Origin of the sequence: Arthrobacter sp. GAS37, assembly GCF_044908325.1 — a bacterium.
Classification (GTDB): Bacteria; Actinomycetota; Actinomycetes; order Actinomycetales; family Micrococcaceae; genus Arthrobacter; species Arthrobacter ramosus.
Window position 1 is genome coordinate 1 of sequence record NZ_JBIYDB010000054.1, and the last position, 23,197, is coordinate 23,197.

18 protein-coding genes and 1 tRNA gene are annotated in these 23,197 nt (G+C 61.6%); 3 read left to right on the top strand and 16 right to left on the bottom strand.

Translation table 11 applies throughout. The annotated features are described in order from the left end of the window. Positions 1-224: 224 nt before the first annotated feature. The 6 genes from tuf to rpoB form a co-directional block, all read right to left on the bottom strand. Positions 225-1,415, bottom strand: coding sequence for an elongation factor Tu (gene tuf, locus ABH924_RS23055; RefSeq protein ID WP_234749052.1), 1,191 nt, complete (start codon positions 1,413-1,415; stop codon positions 225-227). 234 nt (positions 1,416-1,649) lie between these two features. Beyond that, positions 1,650-3,764, bottom strand: coding sequence for an elongation factor G (fusA, locus tag ABH924_RS23060; RefSeq protein ID WP_234749050.1), 2,115 nt, complete (start codon positions 3,762-3,764; stop codon positions 1,650-1,652). Between the two features lie 68 nt (positions 3,765-3,832). Beyond that, positions 3,833-4,303 (bottom strand): 30S ribosomal protein S7, encoded by a 471-nt coding sequence (gene rpsG, locus ABH924_RS23065; RefSeq protein WP_059387355.1) that lies wholly within the window; start codon positions 4,301-4,303, stop codon positions 3,833-3,835. Between the two features lies 1 nt (position 4,304). Then, positions 4,305-4,679, bottom strand: a complete 375-nt coding sequence (rpsL, locus tag ABH924_RS23070) for a 30S ribosomal protein S12 (RefSeq protein WP_009358312.1) — start codon at positions 4,677-4,679, stop codon at positions 4,305-4,307. A gap of 387 nt (positions 4,680-5,066) precedes the next feature. After that, positions 5,067-8,966 (bottom strand): DNA-directed RNA polymerase subunit beta', encoded by a 3,900-nt coding sequence (locus tag ABH924_RS23075; protein ID WP_234749048.1) that lies wholly within the window; start codon positions 8,964-8,966, stop codon positions 5,067-5,069. Between the two features lie 103 nt (positions 8,967-9,069). Continuing rightward, positions 9,070-12,576: a DNA-directed RNA polymerase subunit beta gene (gene rpoB / locus ABH924_RS23080; protein ID WP_078108119.1), complete on the bottom strand. Its 3,507-nt coding sequence runs from the start codon at positions 12,574-12,576 to the stop codon at positions 9,070-9,072. A 408-nt stretch (positions 12,577-12,984) separates the two neighbouring features. Between rpoB and ABH924_RS23085 the strand changes: the two genes are divergently transcribed. After that, the gene (locus ABH924_RS23085) at positions 12,985-14,196 is read left to right on the top strand and encodes an acetyl-CoA C-acetyltransferase (RefSeq protein ID WP_234749046.1); all 1,212 of its coding nucleotides are present in this window, start codon (positions 12,985-12,987) and stop codon (positions 14,194-14,196) included. Positions 14,197-14,248: 52 nt separating this feature from the next. Beyond that, positions 14,249-14,716: an aminoacyl-tRNA deacylase gene (locus ABH924_RS23090; RefSeq protein ID WP_404502616.1), complete on the top strand. Its 468-nt coding sequence runs from the start codon at positions 14,249-14,251 to the stop codon at positions 14,714-14,716. 153 nt (positions 14,717-14,869) lie between these two features. On the opposite strand, the gene rplL is transcribed toward ABH924_RS23090, so the two are convergent. From rplL to ABH924_RS23135, 9 genes are all read right to left on the bottom strand, one after another. Then, positions 14,870-15,247 (bottom strand): 50S ribosomal protein L7/L12, encoded by a 378-nt coding sequence (gene rplL, locus ABH924_RS23095; protein WP_234749044.1) that lies wholly within the window; start codon positions 15,245-15,247, stop codon positions 14,870-14,872. A gap of 76 nt (positions 15,248-15,323) precedes the next feature. After that, on the bottom strand, positions 15,324-15,929 hold the full coding sequence (gene rplJ, locus ABH924_RS23100; protein WP_234749043.1) for a 50S ribosomal protein L10: 606 nt from the start codon (positions 15,927-15,929) through the stop codon (positions 15,324-15,326). 302 nt (positions 15,930-16,231) lie between these two features. Beyond that, positions 16,232-17,383 (bottom strand): GNAT family N-acetyltransferase, encoded by a 1,152-nt coding sequence (locus ABH924_RS23105; RefSeq protein WP_404502618.1) that lies wholly within the window; start codon positions 17,381-17,383, stop codon positions 16,232-16,234. Then, positions 17,362-18,477: a GNAT family N-acetyltransferase gene (locus ABH924_RS23110; protein WP_404502620.1), complete on the bottom strand. Its 1,116-nt coding sequence runs from the start codon at positions 18,475-18,477 to the stop codon at positions 17,362-17,364. The genes ABH924_RS23105 and ABH924_RS23110 overlap by 22 nt, the downstream gene beginning before the upstream one ends. A gap of 111 nt (positions 18,478-18,588) precedes the next feature. Beyond that, on the bottom strand, positions 18,589-19,296 hold the full coding sequence (rplA, locus tag ABH924_RS23115; RefSeq protein WP_234749040.1) for a 50S ribosomal protein L1: 708 nt from the start codon (positions 19,294-19,296) through the stop codon (positions 18,589-18,591). Positions 19,297-19,428: 132 nt separating this feature from the next. Then, complete coding sequence (rplK, locus tag ABH924_RS23120; RefSeq protein ID WP_018773647.1) at positions 19,429-19,860, bottom strand: 50S ribosomal protein L11; 432 nt, start codon at positions 19,858-19,860, stop codon at positions 19,429-19,431. Positions 19,861-19,989: 129 nt separating this feature from the next. Beyond that, on the bottom strand, positions 19,990-20,826 hold the full coding sequence (gene nusG, locus ABH924_RS23125) for a transcription termination/antitermination protein NusG (RefSeq protein WP_404502623.1): 837 nt from the start codon (positions 20,824-20,826) through the stop codon (positions 19,990-19,992). 114 nt (positions 20,827-20,940) lie between these two features. Beyond that, positions 20,941-21,222 carry a preprotein translocase subunit SecE gene (gene secE / locus ABH924_RS23130; RefSeq protein WP_404502625.1) on the bottom strand — a complete coding sequence of 94 codons (282 nt, stop codon included), beginning with the start codon at positions 21,220-21,222 and terminating at the stop codon, positions 20,941-20,943. Between the two features lie 82 nt (positions 21,223-21,304). Continuing rightward, positions 21,305-21,377, bottom strand: a tRNA-Trp gene (locus tag ABH924_RS23135). Positions 21,378-21,701: 324 nt separating this feature from the next. Between ABH924_RS23135 and ABH924_RS23140 the strand changes: the two genes are divergently transcribed. Then, entirely contained in the window at positions 21,702-22,931 is a 1,230-nt protein-coding gene (locus ABH924_RS23140; RefSeq protein WP_404502627.1) for a pyridoxal phosphate-dependent aminotransferase, read from the top strand. 74 nt (positions 22,932-23,005) lie between these two features. Here ABH924_RS23140 and ABH924_RS23145 read toward each other — a convergent pair. Further along, a partial coding sequence (locus ABH924_RS23145) for a hypothetical protein (protein WP_404502629.1) occupies positions 23,006-23,197 on the bottom strand: 192 nt, incomplete at its 5' end.

Consider the following 23,197-nt stretch of genomic DNA (forward strand, 5'->3'; position numbering starts at 1 on the left):
TATGGCGTCGAATACCACTATTTTCCCTTGTCGGAGCACCCTTTCACCGGTTTAACACACCCCCCCGGCAGACCTGCCATGAAAACCCCGGGCTATAACCCAGGATGCCAAGGCAATCACCGCGAGCATGCAAAAAAGAACCCCGCCACGATAGTGACAGGGTTCTTCTTTGGTTTGCTACCGGTCGCGAGACGGCCGGTCCTTCACCGATCTACAAGTAGAAACTACTTGATGATCTTGGTGACACGTCCCGAACCAACGGTGCGGCCACCTTCACGGATTGCGAAGCCGAGGCCCTCTTCCATAGCGATCGGCTGGATGAGCTCAACGGTCATCTCAGTGTTGTCGCCAGGCATAACCATTTCCGTGCCTTCGGGCAGGGTGATAACGCCGGTTACGTCCGTGGTGCGGAAGTAGAACTGCGGGCGGTAGTTCGAGTAGAACGGGTTGTGACGTCCGCCTTCGTCCTTGGAAAGGATGTAGACGTTGGCCTCGAAGTCGGTGTGCGGGGTGATGGAACCCGGCTTGACGACAACCTGGCCACGCTCGACGTCGTCGCGCTTCAGACCGCGGAGCAGGAGGCCACAGTTCTCGCCGGCCCATGCTTCGTCGAGCTGCTTGTGGAACATCTCGATACCGGTAACGGTGGTCTTCTGGATCGGACGGATACCAACGATTTCAACTTCAGAGTTGATCGCGAGGGTACCGCGCTCGGCGCGACCCGTTACAACGGTGCCACGACCGGTGATCGTGAAGACGTCTTCGATCGGCATCAGGAACGGCTTGTCGCGGTCACGAACGGGGTCCGGAACCGAGTTGTCGACAGCTTCCATGAGGTCCTCGACGGACTTGACCCAAACCGGGTCGCCTTCGAGTGCCTTGAGGCCGGAAACACGCACAACCGGAGCGTCGTCGCCATCGAAGCCCTGAGCGCTGAGCAGCTCGCGAACTTCCATTTCAACGAGGTCGAGAAGCTCTTCGTCGTCGACCATGTCGGACTTGTTCAGCGCGACCAGCAGGTAGGGAACGCCAACCTGGCGGGCGAGCAGAACGTGCTCGCGGGTCTGAGCCATCGGGCCGTCAGTGGCGGCAACCACGAGGATCGCACCGTCCATCTGGGCAGCACCGGTGATCATGTTCTTGATGTAGTCAGCGTGACCCGGAGCGTCTACGTGTGCGTAGTGGCGCTTCTCGGTCTGGTACTCAACGTGGGAGATGTTGATGGTAATACCACGCTGGCGCTCTTCCGGAGCAGAGTCAATCGACGCGAAGTCGCGCTGCTCGTTGAGAGTGGGGTACTTGTCGTACAGCACCTTGGAAATGGCGGCAGTCAGCGTCGTCTTACCGTGGTCAACGTGACCAATGGTGCCGATGTTGACGTGCGGCTTAGTCCGCTCGAACTTTGCCTTTGCCACAGGTTCCTCCTAGAACGATTTCAAGTGAGTTGCTCCTCGGCCGCGCTTTTCGCGGCAGAAACTCCAGCAAGTCTACTTGGGGGCTTTGGATTTGGTGAAATTGCAGATTCAGGGACCAATGCCGGTACCTGGAGTCTGTTCGCGCAGGGACCGGACTGCGGCCTGGGCTACAGCCCGGCGCCTGCGCTGAATGCTTTCCCGAACGGGCCAGCATCCTGGTTTATCCGTCGGTGATTACTCGCCGCGGTTCTTCTGGATGATCTCGTCGGCAACTGCCTTCGGGACCTCGGCGTAGCTGTTGAACGTCATGGAGTACACAGCACGGCCCTGGGTCTTCGAACGCAGGTCACCGATGTAGCCGAACATGCCGGACAGCGGAACGTGCGCACGGATCACCTTGACGCCAGCGGCATCTTCCATGGACTGCATCTGGCCACGGCGGGAGTTCAGGTCACCGATTACTTCACCCATGTATTCCTCAGGGGTGCGGACCTCAACATCCATCAGCGGTTCGAGCAGAACCGGGTTCGCCTTGCGTGCGGCTTCCTTGAAAGCCATACGGCCGGCGATCTTGAACGCCATTTCCGAAGAGTCAACATCGTGGTACGCGCCGTCAATCAGCGTGGCCTTGATGCCGACAACCGGGTAGCCGGCCAGAACGCCGTCGTTAAGTGCATCCTGGATGCCCGCGTCAACGGACGGGATGTACTCGCGGGGCACGCGGCCACCGGTAACCTTGTTCTCGAACGCGTAGAGCTCGCCGTCAGCGGTGTCCATCGGCTCGATGGCGATCTGGATCTTTGCGAACTGACCCGAACCACCGGTCTGCTTCTTGTGCGTGTAGTCGTGACGCTCTACAGCGCGCTTGATGGTTTCGCGGTAAGCAACCTGCGGCTTGCCGACGTTTGCCTCGACCTTGAATTCGCGGCGCATGCGGTCCACCAGGATGTCCAGGTGGAGCTCGCCCATGCCGGCGATGATGGTCTGACCGGTGTCCTCGTTGAGGGAGACCTGGAAGGTCGGGTCCTCAGCGGAGAGCTTCTGGATGGCCGTGGAGAGCTTCTCCTGGTCACCCTTGGTGTTCGGCTCGATGGCAACCGAGATCACGGGCTCCGGGAAGCTCATGGACTCGAGGACGATCTGGTTGTTCGCGTCGCACAGGGTGTCGCCCGTGGTCGTGTCCTTCAGACCGATTGCTGCGTAGATGTGGCCCGCGGTAGCGCCTTCAACAGGCATTTCCTTGTTGGCGTGCATCTGGAACAGCTTGCCGATGCGCTCCTTCTTGCCCTTGGTGGAGTTGACCACCTGGGCGCCTGCTTCTACGTGACCGGAGTACACGCGGATGAAGGTGAGCTGGCCGAAGAACGGGTGCGCGGCAATCTTGAACGCCAGGGCCGAGAACGGCTCTTCGGAAGAAGGCTTGCGGGTGAGCTCCTTCTCTTCGTCACGCGGGTCGTGACCGACCATGGGCGGGACGTCGAGCGGATTCGGCAGGAAGTCAACAACAGCATCCAGCATCGGCTGTACGCCGCGGTTCTTGAAGGCAGAACCACAGAGAACCGGGTAGAGCTCGGAGTTGATGGTCATCTTGCGGATGCCGGCCTTGAGCTCCTCGACAGTGAGTTCTTCACCTTCGAGGTACTTCTCCATGAGTTCTTCGGAAGCCTCGGCAACAGTCTCAACGAGCTGTGCGCGGTACTCCTCAGCCTTGGCCTGGAGATCAGCGGGGATCCCCTGGACCTCGTACTTGGCACCCATGGTGACGTCACCCTTGGCATCGCCCGGCCACACCAGGGCGCGCATCTCAAGGAGATCCACGACGCCGATGAAGTCGTTCTCTGCGCCGATCGGCAGCTGGAGAACCAGCGGCTTGGCACCAAGGCGGCTGATGATGGTGTCTACGGTGAAGTAGAAGTCAGCGCCGAGCTTGTCCATCTTGTTGACGAAACAGATACGCGGCACGTTGTACTTGTCGGCCTGGCGCCAAACAGTCTCGGACTGCGGCTCAACGCCTTCCTTGCCATCGAAGACAGCAACGGCGCCGTCGAGGACGCGCAGGGAGCGCTCGACCTCAACCGTGAAGTCCACGTGGCCCGGGGTGTCAATGATGTTGATCTGGTTCTTGTCCCAGAAGCAGGTCACGGCGGCAGACGTGATGGTGATGCCGCGTTCCTTTTCCTGTTCCATCCAGTCGGTCGTCGAAGCGCCGTCGTGCGTTTCGCCGATCTTGTGGTTCACACCCGTGTAGAACAGGATGCGCTCGGTGGTGGTGGTCTTGCCGGCATCGATGTGGGCCATGATGCCGATGTTGCGGACCTTGCTAAGGTCGGTAAGCACGTCCTGTGCCACGGTGTCTCCCTTTCGGATGGACTACACGTTCGCCGCCAGCTCAGGGAGCCGGCGGCGTACGGGAAGTTTTACCAGCGGTAGTGTGCGAAGGCCTTGTTCGACTCGGCCATCTTGTGGGTGTCTTCGCGACGCTTCACAGCGGCACCGAGACCGTTGGACGCATCCAGGATTTCGTTCTGGAGGCGCTCGGTCATCGTCTTCTCGCGGCGGGCCTTGGAGTAGCCAACCAACCAGCGGAGAGCGAGAGCGGTGGAGCGGCCCGGCTTGACCTCAACGGGAACCTGGTAGGTTGCGCCACCGACACGGCGGGAGCGGACCTCGAGGGAAGGCTTGACGTTGTCCATGGCCTTCTTGAGGGCGGCGACGGGGTCGCCACCGGACTTGGCGCGTGCACCTTCGAGTGCGCCGTAAACGATGCGCTCTGCGGTGGACTTCTTGCCGTCGATCAGAACCTTGTTGATCAGCTGGGTGACCAACGGGGAACCGTAAACGGGATCGGAAACTAGCGGCCGCTTCGGGGCCGGACCCTTGCGAGGCATATTACTTCTTCTCCATCTTTGCGCCGTAGCGGCTGCGGGCCTGCTTGCGGTTCTTGACACCCTGGGTATCGAGGGCACCACGGACGATCTTGTAACGGACACCCGGAAGGTCCTTCACACGACCACCACGGACCAGCACGATGGAGTGCTCCTGGAGGTTGTGGCCAACACCGGGGATGTAGGCGGTAACTTCAACGCCACCGTTGAGGCGCACACGTGCAACCTTACGGAGAGCCGAGTTCGGCTTCTTCGGGGTGGTCGTGTAAACGCGGGTGCAAACACCGCGGCGCATCGGGCTGCCCTTAAGCGCGGGAGCCTTGGTCTTGGAGACCTTCGGCGTGCGGCCCTTGCGGACCAGCTGGTTAATCGTAGGCACTTTCGTGTTCTCCGTTGGTTGATCTCTGCTCCGCGCCCAGGCGTTGGCCTGTGTTTGCGTGAGAGCTTTGGCGTTGTCCATGCGGCCCTGGTCCGAAGACCCGATGGGCGTGCAAAAGTGCGGCATTCGTTGCGCACGTAGCCCGCAACTCGGAAACAGGCACCACCGAAGCATCATGAGAACAAAACCGAAATGATGCTGCGGCGGCCTTCATCCACTGCCACACAGAACAATTACCAAAATTCTAGCATGGCTTGATCTGAGGCCTTAATCGGGTGTAAAGGGGAGAACCACGACGGCGGGTGCCGCCCGCCGTCGTCGGGCGCCTTAACGGGAAGGACCCCGCACTCACTGAGTACGGGGTCCTTCCTTTGCTTCGCAGACTTCTTAGCGGAAGTCGTTGCCGAGATCGTAGTCGTCCAGCGGGATGGCGTGGAACTCGGGAGCTCCGTCGCCGCCCAGGGCGTCATACGAGAAGTCGGTGAAGGCGCTGGGTCCCGTGAACAGGCTTGCCTTTGCTTCTTCAGTCGGCTCCACGGTGACCTCGGTGTAACGGGGCAGGCCCGTACCGGCCGGGATGAGCTTACCGATGATGACGTTCTCCTTGAGGCCAAGCAGCGGGTCGCTCTTGCCTTCCATGGCCGCCTGCGTCAGAACGCGGGTGGTCTCCTGGAAGGAAGCGGCCGACAGCCAGGACTCGGTTGCCAGAGATGCCTTGGTGATACCCATCAGTTCCGGACGACCGGAAGCCGGGGTACGGCCTTCGGACACCACGCGACGGTTCTCGTCTTCGAAGCGGCTGCGCTCAGCGAGCTCGCCCGGAAGCAGATCGGAGTCGCCGGATTCGATGACGGTCACGCGGCGCAGCATCTGACGGACGATGACTTCCACGTGCTTGTCGTGGATGCCAATGCCCTGGCTGCGGTAAACGCCCTGGACCTCGTCCACCAGGAACTTCTGGGCGGCACGCGGACCCATGATGCGCAGAACCTGCTTCGGGTCCACAGGACCGTTGATCAGCTTCTGGCCGACGCTGACGTGCTCGCCATCCTCGATCAGGAGGCGGGAACGGCGCAGCACCGGGTAGGCGATCTCCTCGGAACCATCGTCCGGGGTGATGATGAGGCGCATCTGGCGCTCGGACTCTTCGATGGCGATGCGGCCGGCTGCTTCAGCAATCGGTGCAACACCCTTCGGAGTACGGGCTTCGAAGAGCTCCTGGATACGGGGCAGACCCTGGGTGATGTCGTCCCCACCGCTGGCGGAAACAGCACCACCGGTGTGGAACGTACGCATGGTCAGCTGGGTACCGGGTTCACCGATGGACTGAGCGGCGATGATGCCGACGGCCTCTCCGATGTCCACGGTCTTGCCGGTTGCCAGCGAACGGCCGTAGCAGAGCGCACAGGTGCCGACCTTGGACTCACACGTGAGCACGGAACGGACCTTGACCTCGGTGATGCCGGCTGCGAGCAGCTCGGCAATGACGACGTCGCCGCAGTCGGTGCCGGCAGCTGCCAGCACCGCACCCTTGGAGTCGACGACGTCGACGGCGAGGGTACGTGCGTAGGCGCTGTTCTCGACGTTCTCGTCAAGGACCAGCTCACCGTTGGCGTCCGGCACGGCGATTGCGGTCATGAGACCACGCTCGGTGCCACAGTCCTCCTCACGGACGATGACGTCCTGCGAAACGTCCACCAGACGACGGGTCAGGTAACCCGAGTTGGCGGTACGCAGCGCGGTGTCGGCCAGACCCTTACGGGCACCGTGCGTGGCGATGAAGTATTCCAGCACCGACAGGCCCTCGCGGTACGAGGACTTGATCGGACGCGGGATGATCTCACCCTTCGGGTTGGCCACAAGACCACGGATACCCGCGATCTGGCGGACCTGCATCCAGTTACCACGTGCACCGGAGGACACCATGCGGTTGATGGTGTTCATCGGGGACAGGCTGTCACGCATCGCCTGGGCGATTTCGTTGGTGGCCTTGTTCCAGATCTCGATCAGTTCCTGGCGACGCTCGTCGTCATCGATCAGGCCCTTGTCGTACTGGCCCTGGATCTTGGCAGCCATGGTCTCGTAACGGGCCAGGATGGCCGGCTTGGACGTAGGCACCTCGATGTCGGAGATTGCCACGGTGACGCCCGAGCGGGTTGCCCAGTAGAAACCGGAGTCCTTCAGGTTGTCCAGCGTTGCAGCCGTGACAACCTTCGGGTAGCGCTCCGCGAGGTCGTTGACGATCCGGGAAAGCTCGCCCTTGTCGGCAACAGCCTCAACCCACGGGTAGTCCTCCGGCAGGGTCTCGTTGAAGAGAACCTGGCCGAGGGAGGTCTGGACCAGTGCGGTCTGACCCGGCTCCCAACCTTCCGGAGCTTCCCAGCCGGCGTAAGGGACAAAGCCCTCAAGGCGGATCTTGACCTGGGAGTTCAGGTGCAGCTCGCGGGCATCGTAGGCCATGATGGCTTCCGCAACCGAGGAGAAGATCCGGCCTTCGCCAGCGGAACCAACGCGCTTGGTGGTCAGGTGGTACAGACCGATGATCATGTCCTGCGAAGGCAGGGTCACCGGACGGCCATCAGACGGCTTCAAGATGTTGTTGGAGGACAGCATCAGGATGCGGGCTTCAGCCTGCGCTTCGGGGCTCAGCGGCAGGTGGACTGCCATCTGGTCGCCGTCGAAGTCGGCGTTGAACGCGCCACAAACCAGCGGGTGAAGCTGGATGGCCTTGCCTTCAACAAGCTGCGGCTCGAATGCCTGGATGCCGAGGCGGTGCAGGGTAGGTGCACGGTTGAGCAGCACCGGGTGTTCGGTGATGATCTCTTCCAGCACGTCCCAGACCTGCGGGCGGTAACGCTCGACCATGCGCTTTGCCGACTTGATGTTCTGCGCGTGGTTGAGGTCAACCAGTCGCTTCATCACGAACGGCTTGAAGAGCTCCAGGGCCATCTGCTTGGGCAGACCACACTGGTGCAGCTTCAGCTGCGGGCCGACGACGATGACCGAACGGCCGGAGTAGTCGACGCGCTTGCCGAGCAGGTTCTGGCGGAAACGGCCCTGCTTGCCCTTGAGCATGTCGCTCAGGGACTTCAGCGGACGGTTGCCCGGACCCGTGACCGGACGGCCGCGACGGCCGTTGTCGAAGAGGCTGTCAACAGCTTCCTGAAGCATGCGCTTCTCGTTGTTGACGATGATCTCCGGAGCACCGAGGTCAAGCAGTCGCTTGAGTCGGTTGTTGCGGTTGATCACACGGCGGTAGAGGTCGTTGAGGTCGGAGGTCGCGAAGCGGCCACCGTCCAGCTGGACCATCGGTCGCAGTTCCGGCGGGATCACCGGGACGGCGTCCAGCACCATGCCAAGCGGGCTGTTGTTGGTCGTCAGGAATGCGTTGACAACCTTCAGGCGCTTGAGGGCACGGGTCTTGCGCTGGCCCTTGCCGTTCTGGATGGTGTCGCGCAGGGACTCCGACTCTGCCTGCATGTCGAAGTTCTCAAGACGCTTCTTGATGGCTTCGGCACCCATGGAGCCTTCGAAGTACATGCCGTAGCGGTCGCGCAGTTCGCGGTACAGGCCTTCGTCACCTTCGAGGTCAGCGACCTTGAGGTTCTTGAAGCGGTCCCAGACCTGCTCGAGGCGCTCGATCTCAGCATCCGCGCGCTTGCGGACGTTGGCCATCTGACGGTCCGCGGAGTCGCGGGCCTTCTTCTTGTCTGCAGCCTTGGCGCCTTCACCTTCGAGGCGGGCAAGCTCGTCCTCAAGGTCGCGGGCAATCGTGGCGATGTCGCTGTCGCGGTTGTCGACGAGCTGCTTCTTCTCGAGGTCGTGCTCCACCTGAAGGTTCGGCAGTTCCGCGTGACGGCTCTCGGTGTCGACGCTCGTGATCATGTAGGCAGCGAAGTAGATGACCTTCTCGAGGTCCTTCGGTGCCAGGTCAAGGAGGTAGCCCAAGCGGGAGGGAACACCCTTGAAGTACCAGATGTGCGTGACGGGAGCAGCCAGCTCGATGTGGCCCATGCGCTCGCGGCGCACCTTGGCGCGGGTGACTTCAACGCCACAACGCTCGCAGATGATGCCCTTGAAGCGCACGCGCTTGTACTTGCCGCAGTAGCATTCCCAGTCCCGGGACGGGCCGAAGATCTTCTCGCAGAAGAGGCCGTCCTTCTCGGGCTTGAGCGTGCGGTAGTTGATGGTTTCCGGCTTCTTGACCTCACCGTAAGACCAGCCGCGGATGTCTTCCGCGGTGGCGAGGCCGATCTGCATGAGGCCGAAGGAGGATTCGCTGGACATATGGTCCCTGTTCTCTCTTGTTCTCTAAATTCTGAAGTCTTGGGTTTACGGAAAGAGGCAGCTGCCTTGGCTGGCGGTCTGCACCGCCAGCCAGAGCGGCTGTTTAGACCTCTTCTACGGAGCTGGGCTCTGCGCGAGACAGATCAATGCCCAGTTCTTCCGCAGCCGTAAAGACTGCGTCATCAGAGTCACGCATTTCGATCGTCGTACCGTCCGTGGAAAGAACTTCCACGTTCAGGCACAGCGACTGCATTTCCTTGATCAAGACCTTGAAGGATTCCGGAACGCCAGGCTCGGGGATGTTCTCGCCCTTGACGATGGCTTCGTAGACCTTCACGCGGCCGTGGATGTCATCCGACTTGATCGTCAGCAGTTCCTGGAGGGTGTAGGCAGCGCCGTATGCTTCGAGCGCCCACACTTCCATTTCACCGAAGCGCTGGCCACCGAACTGTGCCTTACCACCCAGCGGCTGCTGCGTGATCATGGAGTACGGGCCGGTGGAGCGTGCGTGGATCTTGTCGTCCACCAGGTGGTGGAGCTTCAGGATGTACATGTAGCCCACGGAGATCGGGTCCGGGAACGGCTCGCCGGAGCGGCCGTCGAACAGACGGGTCTTGCCGGAGGAGTCGATCAGGCGGTCGCCGTCGCGGGTCACGTTGGTGGAATCCAGCAGACCTGTGATTTCCTCCTCGCGTGCACCGTCGAACACCGGGGTGGCGACAGTGGTCTGGCCGGATTCACGAGGCAGGTTCGGGAGGTTCTTGACCCACTCCGGCTCGCCTTCGATCTTCCAACCGGTCTTCGCAACCCAACCGAGGTGCGTTTCGAGCACCTGGCCGACGTTCATGCGGCCCGGAACACCCAGCGGGTTCAGGACGATGTCCACCGGCGTACCGTCGGCAAGGAACGGCATGTCTTCGATCGGGAGGATCTTGGAGATGACGCCCTTGTTACCGTGGCGGCCGGCGAGCTTGTCGCCGTCGGTGATCTTGCGCTTGGCAGCAACGTAGACGCGGACCAGCTGGTTGACGCCCGGGGGCAGCTCGTCGTCGTTGTCGCGGTCGAAGACGCGCACGCCGATAACCGTGCCGGACTCACCGTGGGGAACCTTCAGGGAGGTGTCACGCACTTCGCGGGACTTCTCGCCGAAGATCGCACGGAGGAGGCGCTCTTCCGGAGTCAGTTCGGTTTCACCCTTCGGGGTGACCTTCCCGACCAGGATGTCGCCGGCTTCAACCTCGGCACCGATGTGGATGATGCCGCGCTCGTCAAGTCCTGCGAGGACTTCCTCGGACACGTTGGGGATGTCACGGGTGATTTCCTCGGCACCAAGCTTGGTGTCGCGGGCATCGATCTCGTGCTCCTCGATGTGGATGGAGGAAAGAACGTCCTCAGCGACGATGCGCTGCGACAGGATGATGGCGTCCTCGAAGTTGTGGCCTTCCCAGGACATGAATGCCACGAGGAGGTTCTTACCGAGGGCGAGTTCACCCTGGTCCGTTGCCGGGCCGTCAGCGATGATGCCGCCGACTTCGAGGCGCTGGCCTTCGTTGACCAGGACACGGTGGTTGTAGCAGTTGCCCTGGTTTGAACGGGCGAACTTGTTGATGCGGTAGCTGGTTTCCGTGCCGTCGTCGTTAAGCATGGTGACGAGGTCAGCGGAAACTTCGTTGACGACACCGGCCTTCTTCGCGATGACAACGTCACCGGCGTCGACGGCGGCAGCGCGCTCCATGCCGGTACCCACGAACGGGGCCTCGGAACGGACCAGCGGCACAGCCTGGCGCTGCATGTTGGCACCCATGAGTGCGCGGTTTGCATCGTCATGCTCAAGGAACGGAATCAGAGCGGTAGCTACGGACACCATCTGGCGCGGGGAAACGTCCATGAACTGAACTTCGCCGGCCGGAACCAGGACGGGCTCGCCTCCACCACCACGGGCACGGACAAGCACGGTTTCTTCCGCGAACTTCTTGTCGGCATCCAGCGGTGCGTTGGCCTGTGCAATCAGGACTTCGGCTTCGTCGTCGGCGGTGAGGTACTGGACCTCATCGGAAACGACACCCTCGGACACCAGGCGGTACGGAGTCTCGATGAAACCGAACGGGTTGATGCGGCCGTAGGAAGCCAACGAACCGATCAGACCGATGTTCGGGCCTTCAGGAGTTTCGATGGGGCACATGCGTCCGTAGTGGGACGGGTGGACGTCTCGAACTTCCATGCCTGCGCGGTCACGGGACAGACCACCCGGGCCAAGAGCCGACAGGCGGCGCTTGTGGGTCAGACCCGACAACGGGTTGTTCTGGTCCATGAACTGCGACAGCTGGGACGTTCCGAAGAACTCCTTGATAGCTGCCACAACAGGGCGGATGTTGATCAGGGTCTGCGGCGTGATCGCTTCGACGTCCTGCGTGGTCATGCGTTCGCGGACGACGCGCTCCATGCGGGACAGGCCGGTGCGGACCTGGTTTTCGATCAGTTCGCCGACTGCGCGGATGCGACGGTTGCCGAAGTGGTCGATGTCATCGATCTCGACGCGGAGCTCGTGGTCTTCGCCATCGCGCTTGCCCATGAGGGTCTTCTCGCCTGCGTGAAGTGCGACGAGGAACTTGATCATGGCCACGATGTCTTCAACGTGCAGGACCGAAGCTTCCTTGTCGCCAAGGGAGCGGTCGATGCCGAGCTTGCGGTTGATCTTGTAACGGCCAACCTTGGCCAGATCGTAGCGCTTGGCGTTGAAGTACAGGTTATCCAGCAGGGACTGGGCAGCCTCGACGGTGGGCGGCTCGCCTGGACGCAGCTTGCGGTAGATGTCCAGCAGGGCGTCTTCGCGGGTTTCGGTGGCGTCCTTCTCCAGCGTTGCGCGCATGGAGTCGTACTGGCCGAACTCTTCGAGGATCTGGCCTTCGGTCCAACCAAGGGCCTTCAGCAGAACGGTGACCGACTGCTTGCGCTTGCGGTCGAGGCGTACGCCGACCTGGTCGCGCTTGTCGATTTCGAGCTCGAACCATGCACCGCGGGACGGGATGATCTTTGCAGTGAAGATGTCCTTGTCACTGGTCTTGTCTGCGGTGCGCTCAAAGTAGGCGCCCGGCGAACGGACCAGCTGGGAGACGACGACACGCTCGGTGCCGTTGACAACGAACGTTCCCTTCTCGGTCATGAGAGGGAAATCGCCCATGAACACGGTCTGCTGCTTGATTTCACCCGTGTTGTTGTTCATGAACTCGGCCTTGACATACAGCGGTGCCGAGTAAGTGGCGTCACGGTCTTTGCATTCGGCCATGGTGTACTTCGGATCAGCGAACTCCGGCTCGGAGAAGCTCAGGGACATAGTGCCCTGGAAGTCCTCGATGGGGGAGATCTCTTCGAAGATGTCAGCAAGTCCAGAGGTGGTGGCGACGCTCAGGTCGCCTTCCTCGACGGCCTTCGCTACCCGCGACTGCCAGCGTTCGTTTCCGACCAGCCAGTCGAAGCTGTCTGTCTGCAGTGCGAGCAGATTCGGAACGTCCAGCGGTTCGTGAATCTTTGCGAATGAGAGCCGGCGAGTTGCACCATCGGTGCTTGCCGTATTAGCGGTTTCGTTATTAGAGGTGCTCGAGGCGACCAAGAGGGATCCTTCCACAGACCTTCAGGCGTTTTCAGATCTCCCCCGCTTGCACCCTGCAGATTGAATCCGCAGTGTACCTTTCCGGTTCCGCTATATGACCCGGGACCCCCGCTGGCCAAGACCATGCTCGTTCTAACGGCATGTCGATGGCGCAGCTGAGAGGTAAAGCCCACCGCTATATGAAGGCTGAAGGTTAACAGGGAAGACGCAAATATCCACAATACGGCAAATCAACCCACCTGTCTACCCCACATCCCGCCCGAATGCAAGCACAGTTGCTGCAGGCACCTATGCGGCCCGGCCCCTTCCTGCCGTGGGCGGAATGTTGATCCAGGCTCCATTGTTGAATGGAGAGGTGATGTACGCCACGGTAACCTAGGCTCACCACCCTTGATCGGAAGAGAGAAAATGAGCACCCCCTCAGACACAACGGACAACAACAACGACGTTGTCATCCTTTCCGCCAGCCGTACCCCACAGGGACGGTTGAACGGGCAACTGGCCGGGCTCACCGCCGTCGAGCTCGGTGCTCACGCCATTTCAGGCGCCATTGCGGCGAGCGGACTCACTGCGGACAAGGTGGACGCAGTGATCATGGGACAGGTCCTGCAGGCGGGCGCCGGCCAGAATCCGGCCCGGCAAAGCGCCATCGCCGCCGGAATCGGCTGGAACATCCCGGCCGTCACCATCAACAAGGTCTGCCTCTCCGGACTGACGGCCGTGATCGACGCCGCGCGAATGATCCGCAGCGGGGACGCCGCCGTCGTGGTTGCCGGCGGCCAGGAATCGATGAGCCGCGCTCCCCACTTGCTGCCCGGTTCGAGGCAAGGGTGGAGTTACGGAGCGATCCAGGCCCTCGACGTCGCTGCCCACGACGGCCTCACCGACGCGTTTGATGGCCAGTCCATGGGCCTGTCCACTGAAATCAAGAACCTCTCGCTTGGCATCGACCGCCGGTCCCAGGACGAAGTGGCCGCCGCTTCGCACCAGCGTGCAGCCGCGGCCGCCGCGCAAGGCGTGTTCGACGGCGAGATCACACCCATCAGCATCAAACAGCGCAAGGGAGAACCCTTGGTGCTGACGAGCGATGAAGGCGTCCGGCCCCAGACAACGCTTGAGACCTTGGCCCCCCTGAAGGGCGCCTTTGCCACCGACGGAACCATCACCGCCGGCAACTCCTCTCCCCTGTCCGACGGCGCCTCCGCACTCGTGCTCACGAGCCGCCGTTTTGCCGAGGAGAACGGCCTTGACTACCTTGCCGTCGTCGGCAAGCCCGGCCAGGTAGCGGGACCCGACAACAGCCTGCATTCGCAGCCTTCGAACGCGATACGGCACGCTCTGGACCGCGCGGGGTGGACAACGGCCGATCTGGACTTCATCGAGATCAATGAAGCCTTCGGTTCGGTTGCGGTGCAGTCCTTGAAGGACCTGGACTATCCCTTGGAGAAGTGCAATGTCCACGGCGGAGCAATTGCGATTGGACACCCGATCGGCGCCTCGGGAGCGCGGCTTGCCCTCCACGCGGCCCACGAGTTGAAGCGCCGCGGTAAGGGGAAAGCAGCGGTCGCCCTGTGTGGTGGCGGCGGCCAAGGCGAAGCACTGCTTCTCTACCGCGACTAGATATTCGGCGCATTCGGCAGCGGGAGCGGCCATGACTGGAAATGGGGCGTGAATGCGGGGCACTGAGCGATTCCTCGCCGACGCGGCCGCCCGCGGACTCGACGTCCAACTCGTGGAGCGGGCGGCGGCAAGCAGCCTTGACGAAGCGGCCCGCGTCATGGGGATCACACCGGCCGACATCGTGAAGTCCCTTGTGGTCAAGCACCGGGATGGCACGTTCCTGTTTGCGTTGGTTCCGGGTGACCGGCAGATCTCCTGGCCCAAGCTACGCGCCCTCCTGGGCGTCAACAAGCTGTCCATGCCCTCCGCCGACATCGCCTTCGAGGCAACCGGCTATGAGCGCGGCACCATCACGCCGCTGGGAAGTTCGAAGCCCTGGCCGGTCTATGCTGATGCCAGCATCGCCGGACGCAGGATCTCCATGGGCGCAGGCGAACACGGATTCAGCGCTTTCGTAAAGGCCGATGAACTGGCTGCTGCACTGCAGGCCGTAGTGGCCGACATCAGCGACCCCATCTGACCCTTCCAAAAGCAACGCGGGGTCACTTACGGCCCATCCAGCAGCACCCAATGGGCCGTAAGTGACCCCGCGTTGCTCTTAAATGCAGGAAACCCCGCCCGGACGAATCCGGACGGGGCTTCCTGGGTAAAGCGAATTACCCGAAAAGGCGAGTTACTTGACAGTAACCGTGGCGCCTGCAGCTTCGAGCTGGTCCTTGGCCTTCTCAGCGGCTTCCTTGGTGGCGCCTTCGAGAACAGCCTTCGGTGCACCGTCAACCAGGTCCTTGGCTTCCTTGAGGCCGAGGGAGGTGATGGCGCGAACTTCCTTGATCACTGCGATCTTCTTTTCACCGGCAGCTTCGAGGATGACATCAAATTCGGTCTTCTCTTCAACTTCTTCGCCAGCGCCGGCGCCAGCCGGGCCTGCAACTGCAACAGCAGCAGCAGTAACTTCGAAGGTCTCTTCGAAGAGCTTGACGAACTCGGAGAGCTCGATGATGGTCAGTTCCTTGAAAGCTTCAATGAGCTCTTCGTTGCTGAGCTTCGCCATGTTTGGCGTCCTTCCTTTAGGTGGTGCTGCCACGGACGTCGTCCGTTACTGCACCGCAATTTGAATGGGGGAGAACTTAGTTCTCTTCGGTTGCTGCTTCAGCGGCTTCAGCCGGAGCGGCAGCCTCTTCTGCAGCAGCCTCGGCGGGAGCCTCTTCGGCAGCCGGTGCTTCTTCAGCGGCCGGTGCCACAGCGCCGCCCTCTTCTTCAAGCTTGAGGCGCAGAGCGTCAATGATGCGTGCAGCAGCGGCAGCAGGTGCCTTGAGGATGCCTGCAACCTTGGCGAGCTGCAGCTCACGGGACTCGAGGGCTGCCAGTGCGGCAACCTCTGCTGCGTTCAGTGCCTTGCCTTCGAAGTAGCCGGTCTTGATGACCAGCTGCTTGTTGACCTTGGCAAAGTCCGTCAGGCTCTTGGCGGCAGCAACCGCGTCACCCTTGATGAATGCAATTGCAGTGGGGCCGGCGAGCTGACCGTCGAATGCTTCGACACCAGCTTCCTTGGCTGCAATGGCGGTCAGGGTGTTCTTGACGACCGAGAACTTGGTGTCCAGGCCGAGAGAAACACGCAGCTGCTTGAGCTGTGCAACAGAGAGCCCGCGGTATTCGGTCAGGACAGCGGCGTTCGATTCCTTGAAATCGTTGGTGATCTCAGCTACTGCAGAGATCTTGCTAGGCGTTGCCATAACCCTCCTTCCGGGGAATAAAGCCGGTTTTCCGGGTCCCCGCTCAAAAGAGCTGCAACTAAAAAACGCCCCGCGCAGATGCACGGGGCTTGGCTCAACACGATCCAATGATCGCGGAGATTTGCTTCGTTCACCTGCGCCGGCCGCCCTTTGTCAGGGTCCTTCGTCAAGGAATCCACTTGGTTCTTCCGCGCGTAGCTGCAGAGTTGAGCTGCGCCCGGAGGAGTGGATTCCCATCAACCGACGGTCTTTGGTAGTTCAAGCTTACGGGACGGGCAAGTGCATCGCCAAATCGCGCCGCCTCACTCGGAGGAGGTGACCTTCGGGCCCATGTTCGGCAGTTCCTTCTGCCATAGACCGGTGACCCCGGCCGTCGTGAATCCCAATTGCTTGTTCACGGTCAGCAGGTACCGGTTTTCGGGGGCATTCCAGGTGTAGATCACCCGCGCGTCGGGGAACTGTTCGCTGAGGCGCTGCATATTGGCGACCTTGATGAGAAGCCCGAGTTTGTTTCCCCGGTGCTCCTGCAGGACGATCGTGTCGTCCTGGAAGACAACGTCCTGGCGTTGCGCCAGGACACCGATCGTGGTGAGCCCGACGATCCGCCCGCTCGCGACGTGTTCGACGGCGGTGACCACCGTTCGGCGCCCCTGCGCGACGGCGGCGTCCTCCGCCTGGCGCAACACACCGGCGTCGAACACTAACTGCTGCTGTTCGGCTTCCGCGGTCTCACTGCGCTCGGACACTACTTCCCCGGCCGCGTTCTCGAGTGCGGCCACTGCTTCGAGCCACTGTTGCGGGCAACGGTCGGTCCAGTGGTGGACCTGATAGCGGCCGGCGTTCGCGACTTCCGCTTCGGCCTCAAGGTCGGCGACAAGCTTTGAATCCAGCGGGAGCGCACAGGAACTGAACTGTTCTATGTGCTGGAGGGTGTAGCCGGTGCGACGGGCAAAATCGACCTCGCGGCTGGCCAAGGGAACAAAGCCCAGGCCGCTGCCAGGTACGAGCTGGCCCTCGGCACCACCGCGCAAGGACTCTGCAGGGTGGTTGGTGTCCACCATGATCATCGTCCGGCCCTCGCTTTTCGCGAAATGTTCGGCAGCTTCCAGAAGCTGCCGGCCGACGCCCCTGCGCTGGAATTCAGGAAGGATGTCGAGGGTGAACTCGGCCAGGTCCATGTTGTCGGCAAGGGGCAGCGCGATGTCGACGGTACCGACAATGCGGCCGTCAACGCGGGCCACGAGAATGACCTGGCGTTCGTAAGGGTCGCCGAGTTCGAGCAGTTTCTCCAACGGGGTGTAGGCGAGATCGTCCGTGCCCCAGATCTGCATCCGGACCCTGCGGCTGACTTCGACGGCGGCCAGAAAGTCCTTTGCGTCATCGGCGTCAAGGGAATCCGGGATCCAGAGTTGGCCGATCTCCACCGTGCTCGTCATTTGATCCTCTTTTGCCATTCGCCGTCGTATCCCGCCGGTTTGAAGCCGAGCTGTACGTTGATGGACAGCATATGTTCGTTTTCCTCGGCGTTAAAAGTCATGACGCGCTGGACTGCTGGATATTCCGCTTGCAGCCTGCGCAGATTGGCCAGTTTCACGAGCATTCCCAGTCCATGGCCCCGATGCGGCTTTGCCACCAAAGTATCGTCCTGTTCGGCCACCCGAGGCTTCGCGGGATCAAGGTAGATCACGGTGTACGCGACGAGCTCCCCCGTCCGCCGATGTTGTGCAGCGGCCACAAGGGCAGCCTGGCCTTCGGCAAGCGTGGTGTCCTCGAGTTGCCTGACGCGGGCAGCATCCCAGGCCTCTGCCTCGATCTCAAGGCCTCCCGCGGGTGTATCCGTGCTCATCCGGCCCATCAGCCCGGCCATGTGGTCCACGTATTCGCCGGGGCAACGGTTCGTCCAGGCAAGGACCTCATAGGCGGCGTCGGTTTTGGAATGCGCTGCAAGCTCCAGCCTTGCCCACTCGGCGTCATGGTCCATGTCCAGGCTGCTGAATCTGCTGGCCTGTTCCAAGCTGTATCCGTTCTTGAGGCAGAAGGCCACTCCCGGACCGTCTTCGGGCACTCCCCCGGGTGCCGCGGCTGGATCGAAGGGTGTTGCTGGTGCTCCTGCTCCTGCTCCTGCTCCTGCGGAGCCGATCGGGTGTTCGGTGTGCGCCTGCAGGACGTGCCTCCCCTCTGCCTTCGCAATCCCCTCGACTGTGCGGAGCAATGCGGTCCCGATTCCATGCCGGCGGTGCCCCTCCAGAACATCTACATGGAGCCAAGCGGTATGGACGTTGTCCTTGAGCGGAACCTGGCAGGAAGAATAGCCTACGATGCTTCCGTCAACCCGGGCGAAGAAGTTCCTTGAGGCCTCATATGGGGTATCCCGCCATCCGGCGAGCCGGTCCTGCGCCGAAGACGCCCGGTCCAGGCTTCCCCAAGTTTCCAACACCATGGCGTCCATCACGGAAGAGAGCTCCCGGAAATCCTCGCCGTCCGGCCCGTCCAGGGACTCCGGCAGGTGGAGCTCGTGGATGCTGAAATCCGGAAGCCGGCCTGTCATGCCCTCAGCCTAATCAGCGGTCGCAACCCGCGATAGGTGCCGGTTGCATACAACGAAAGGACCGCCCGGCGAATGCCGGACGGTCCTTTCAGAGTCGATGCTCCCGGTGGCTTACGCCTCGGTGAGAACCTTGGTGACGTTCGGGTCAACCGAGATGCCCGGGCCGAACGTGGTGGCGACCGTAGCCTTCTGGATGTAACGGCCCTTGGAAGCGGACGGCTTCAGGCGAAGTACCTCTTCGAGAGCAGCTGCGTAGTTCTCGGCCAGCTTCAGTTCATCGAAGGAAACCTTGCCGATGATGAAGTGCAGGTTCGAGTGCTTGTCGACGCGGAAGTCGATCTTGCCGCCCTTGATGTCGTTGACGGCCTTGGTGACGTCTGCGGTCACGGTACCGGTCTTCGGGTTCGGCATGAGGTTACGCGGGCCGAGGACCTTACCGAGACGGCCAACCTTGCCCATGAGGTCAGGGGTTGCCACTGCGGCGTCGAAGTCGGTCCAGCCGGCTGCGATCTTTTCGATCAGGTCATCGGAACCAACGAAGTCGGCGCCTGCAGCGATTGCTGCTTCGGCCTTGTCGCCCGTTGCGAAAACCAGGACGCGGGCAGTCTTACCCGTGCCGTGCGGCAGGTTGACGGTGCCGCGGACCATCTGGTCGGCCTTACGCGGGTCAACGCCCAAACGGAAAGCGACCTCAACGGTGGCGTCGAACTTGGACGGGTTGGTGTCCTTGGCGAGCTTGATGGCCTCGAACGGGGCGTAGAACTTGTCTGCCTCGATCTTGGCTACGGCTGCCTCATATGCTTTGCTGCGCTTTGCCATGCTGCTTATTCTCCTTGTGCAGTTGTGGTCTGCGGACCGCGCTGGGCCCTGCCACAGTTGGAAATCCGGCGTGGATGTCCAACATTTTCAATATTTCAATGGTGCCGGTTTCCCGGCGGTTGAAGGCTGGTATTAGCCTTCGACGGTGATGCCCATGGAGCGTGCGGTGCCGGCGATGATCTTGGCAGCGCCCTCAAGGCTGGTGGCGTTGAGGTCTTCCATCTTGGTGGTGGCGATCTCGTTAACCTGCGCCTGGGTCAGCTTGGCAACCTTGACGGTGTGCGGCGTGGCCGAACCCTTTGCAACGCCTGCAGCCTTTTTGATGAGCTCTGCAGCCGGTGGGGTCTTGGTGATGAAGGTGAAGGAGCGGTCTTCGTAGACCGTGATTTCAACCGGGATAACGTTTCCGCGCTGGGCTTCCGTTGCAGCGTTGTACGCCTTGCAGAATTCCATGATGTTGACACCGTGCTGGCCAAGCGCAGGACCGATCGGCGGGGCCGGGTTGGCGGCACCTGCCTGGATCTGCAGCTTGATGAGGCCGGTGACCTTCTTCTTGGGAGCCAATGTAGGTCCTTCTCTCAATAACTTCCTAGGACACAGGAGCGTGCCTCAGGTTTGTGGCCGCCATGGCAAGGCGACCGACCGCTCCGTGGCTGCTAAGCGGGCAACCGCGGGGCGAAATTCTTGGATCAACTAGATCTTGGTGACCTGGTTGAATGCGAGCGTAACCGGGGTTTCGCGTTCGAAGATTGACACCAGGACCACAAGCGTCTGGGAATCCATCTTGATCTCGGAGATCGTGGCGGGGAGGGTCTCGAACGGACCTTCCTTGACGATGACGGACTCTCCGACCTCGAAGTCGATGTCGACGGGCGTCTGGTGCTGCTTGTTGACCGGCTTGCCCTTTTCGGCCTGCTGCTCTTCGAAGACCGGAGCCAGCATCGAGAAGACCTCGTCGAGGCGAAGCGGAACCGGGTTGTGTGCGTTGCCCACGAAGCCGGTGACACCCGGGGTGTGGCGGACGGCGCCCCAGGATGCGTCAGTCAGGTCCATACGGACGAGGACGTAACCCGGAATGCGTACGCGGTTGATGATCTTGCGCTGGGCGTTCTTGATCTCAACGACTTCCTCCATGGGCACCTGGATCTCGAAGATGTAATCTTCCATGTCCAGGGTCTGGATGCGGGTCTCAAGGTTGGCCTTGACGCGGTTTTCGTAACCGGCGTAGGAGTGGATGACGTACCAGTCACCTTCCTGGCGGCGAAGCTTGCCCTTGAACTCCTCAGCGGGGTCGGCGGGCGCTACAGCTGCAGCGGCGGCCAGGGCGTCGGCGTCGTCGGACGCCTCTGCAGACTCGTCGTCGGCGTCGGACACCTCGGCGTCGGACTCATCGGCGTCGTCGACGTCGGCAGTTTCGGGCGCAGCAGAATCGACCTCGGATCCTTCCACGGCGTCAGCCGTGGCGTGGGCCGTGCTTTCAGCGGGCCCATCCAGCTCAGTCTCAGTTACCTCGAGCTCCTGCTCAGACACTTGGTCTCCTGCTTCCTCATTGCCTAACATGCCTATTTAAATGGCTCAATTCCGCAAACCCTGCGAAATCCCTTGATTTTCCGGGGATTCCACGCGGTTTGCGGAGCGATCCGCTTAGTGGTTCGTGGTGCCAGTAGCGCCGAAAACCCATTTGATTCCCGTACCGAAAGCCAGGTCCAGGACGGTGACGACCAGCATCATGATGGCCACGAACACCAGCACCACGACTGTGTAGTTGACCAGTTCCTTGCGGGTGGGGGCAACTACCTTCTTGAGCTCACCAATTACCTGGCGGACAAAAAGTGCAATTCGAGCGAAGAGGCCGGAATCGGACTTCTTGGCAGGGCGGCCCTTCGAGCTGCTCGCAGCTGTTTCGGTCACCTGATCCTCACTCATCTATGCAAACGTCGTTGACCCGACTCTGATCAGAGTCATGGTTGCTGCGCTTGTTCCGGGGAAACCCTCGGAACAGCTTGCGCAGGGCAGACAGGACTCGAACCTGCAACCTGCGGTTTTGGAGACCGCTGCGCTACCAATTGCGCCACTACCCTATGGAACGAATCCATATTTTGGCCACACTCCATCAAAGCCAAGGAATCCAGAAGAACACGAGATTCCGGAGCCGATCTGGGGCGCGGACCATTGTGATGTTTTTCAACACCGGTGAACCAGTCTACGCAACAACGTCGCGATAGTCGAACCGGGCCATTTCCGGAGCGTTCAGGCCTTCTCGCTCATGTGCTCAGCGCTCGTTTGATCAGCCGCCACTGTCACTTTCACGACGTTAGCCCGATAGCTCCGCAGAACAGCATAAAGTAGATTTCGTCGAATCCCACCATCCAGCTCATGAGCTGCCCGCGAAGAACGGTGCTTTAATGTCTGCCGGAATACCAGCCGCCCGCATTTCACAGCGAATTTCCGCCATCGCCGAATCCGCCACCCTTGCCGTTGACGCCAAGGCCAAGGCGCTCAAGGCAGCGGGTCGCCCCGTGATCGGCTTCGGCGCCGGGGAGCCCGACTTCCCGACACCCGACTACATCGTCAAGGCCGCCGTCGAGGCCGCCGCCCAGCCGAAGTACCACCGCTACTCCCCTGCCGCCGGCCTGCCGGAGCTGAAGCAGGCTATCGCGGACAAGACGTTCCGCGATTCGGGCTACAAGGTAGATGCGTCGCAGGTGATGGTCACCAATGGCGGCAAGCAGGCTGTCTACAACACCTTCGCCACACTTGTTGATCCGGGCGACGAAGTAATCATCCCCGCGCCTTTCTGGACCACCTACCCGGAGGCAATCCGCCTGGCCGGAGGCGTTCCTGTCGAGGTTTTCGCCGGCCCGGAACAGGGTTACCTGGTCACCGTGGAACAGCTCGAGGCCGCGGTCACCGACAAGACGAAGATCCTGCTTTTCGTTTCCCCGTCCAACCCGACCGGCGCCGTCTACAGCGCCGAACAGGTGGCAGAGATCGGAAAATGGGCGGCGGCCAAGGGCCTCTGGGTTGTCACTGACGAAATCTATGAGCACCTGACGTACGACGGCGTCCCCTTCACCTCGATCGCCACGGCAGCCCCCGAGCTCGGCGACAAGGTGGTCATCCTCAACGGTGTCGCCAAGACCTACGCCATGACCGGATGGCGAGTCGGATGGATGATCGGCCCGGCCGACGTCATCAAGGCCGCCACCAACCTCCAGTCGCACGCGACGTCGAACGTTTCCAACATCATGCAGATCGCAGCCCTGGCTGCCGTGTCCGGTCCGCTGACCGCCGTCGACGAAATGAAGGTCGCCTTCGACCGCCGCCGCAAGGCGATCGTCGCCGGACTGAACGCGATCGAGGGTGTGGAATGCCCGACGCCGACCGGCGCCTTCTACGTGTACGCCGACGTCCGCGGACTGCTGGGCAAGGAATTCCCGACGTCGAACGGTCCCGTCCGTCCCTCAACGTCCGCTGAGCTTGCCTCGCTGATCCTCGACGAGGTTGAGGTCGCGGTTGTTCCGGGCGAGGCCTTCGGCCCCTCCGGTTTCGTGCGCCTCTCATACGCCCTGGGCGACGACGACCTCGCCGAAGGCGTCCGACGCCTCCAGGAATTCCTCGGCCAGGCCAAGTAGCGGTCCGCCTGCACAAACGCTCGCTCACCTTGGGATAAAGGTGAGCGGGCCGAGAATTGTCAAGCTGTGTGGAGTCACTGGGCTATTTTTTGGGGTGTTTTGGTCTGGGGGAGGTTGATCCCGACGTATGTGGCGGGGGCCGGTGTGGTGGGTCGTTGGCGGAACCTTCCCGGGTGTCGTTCGTAGTAGTCCTGGTGGACTTTGTCGCGTTTGTCCCAGAGCTCTTTCCACGAGCCGTCGTGGACTTGTGATGGTGAGAACAGTGC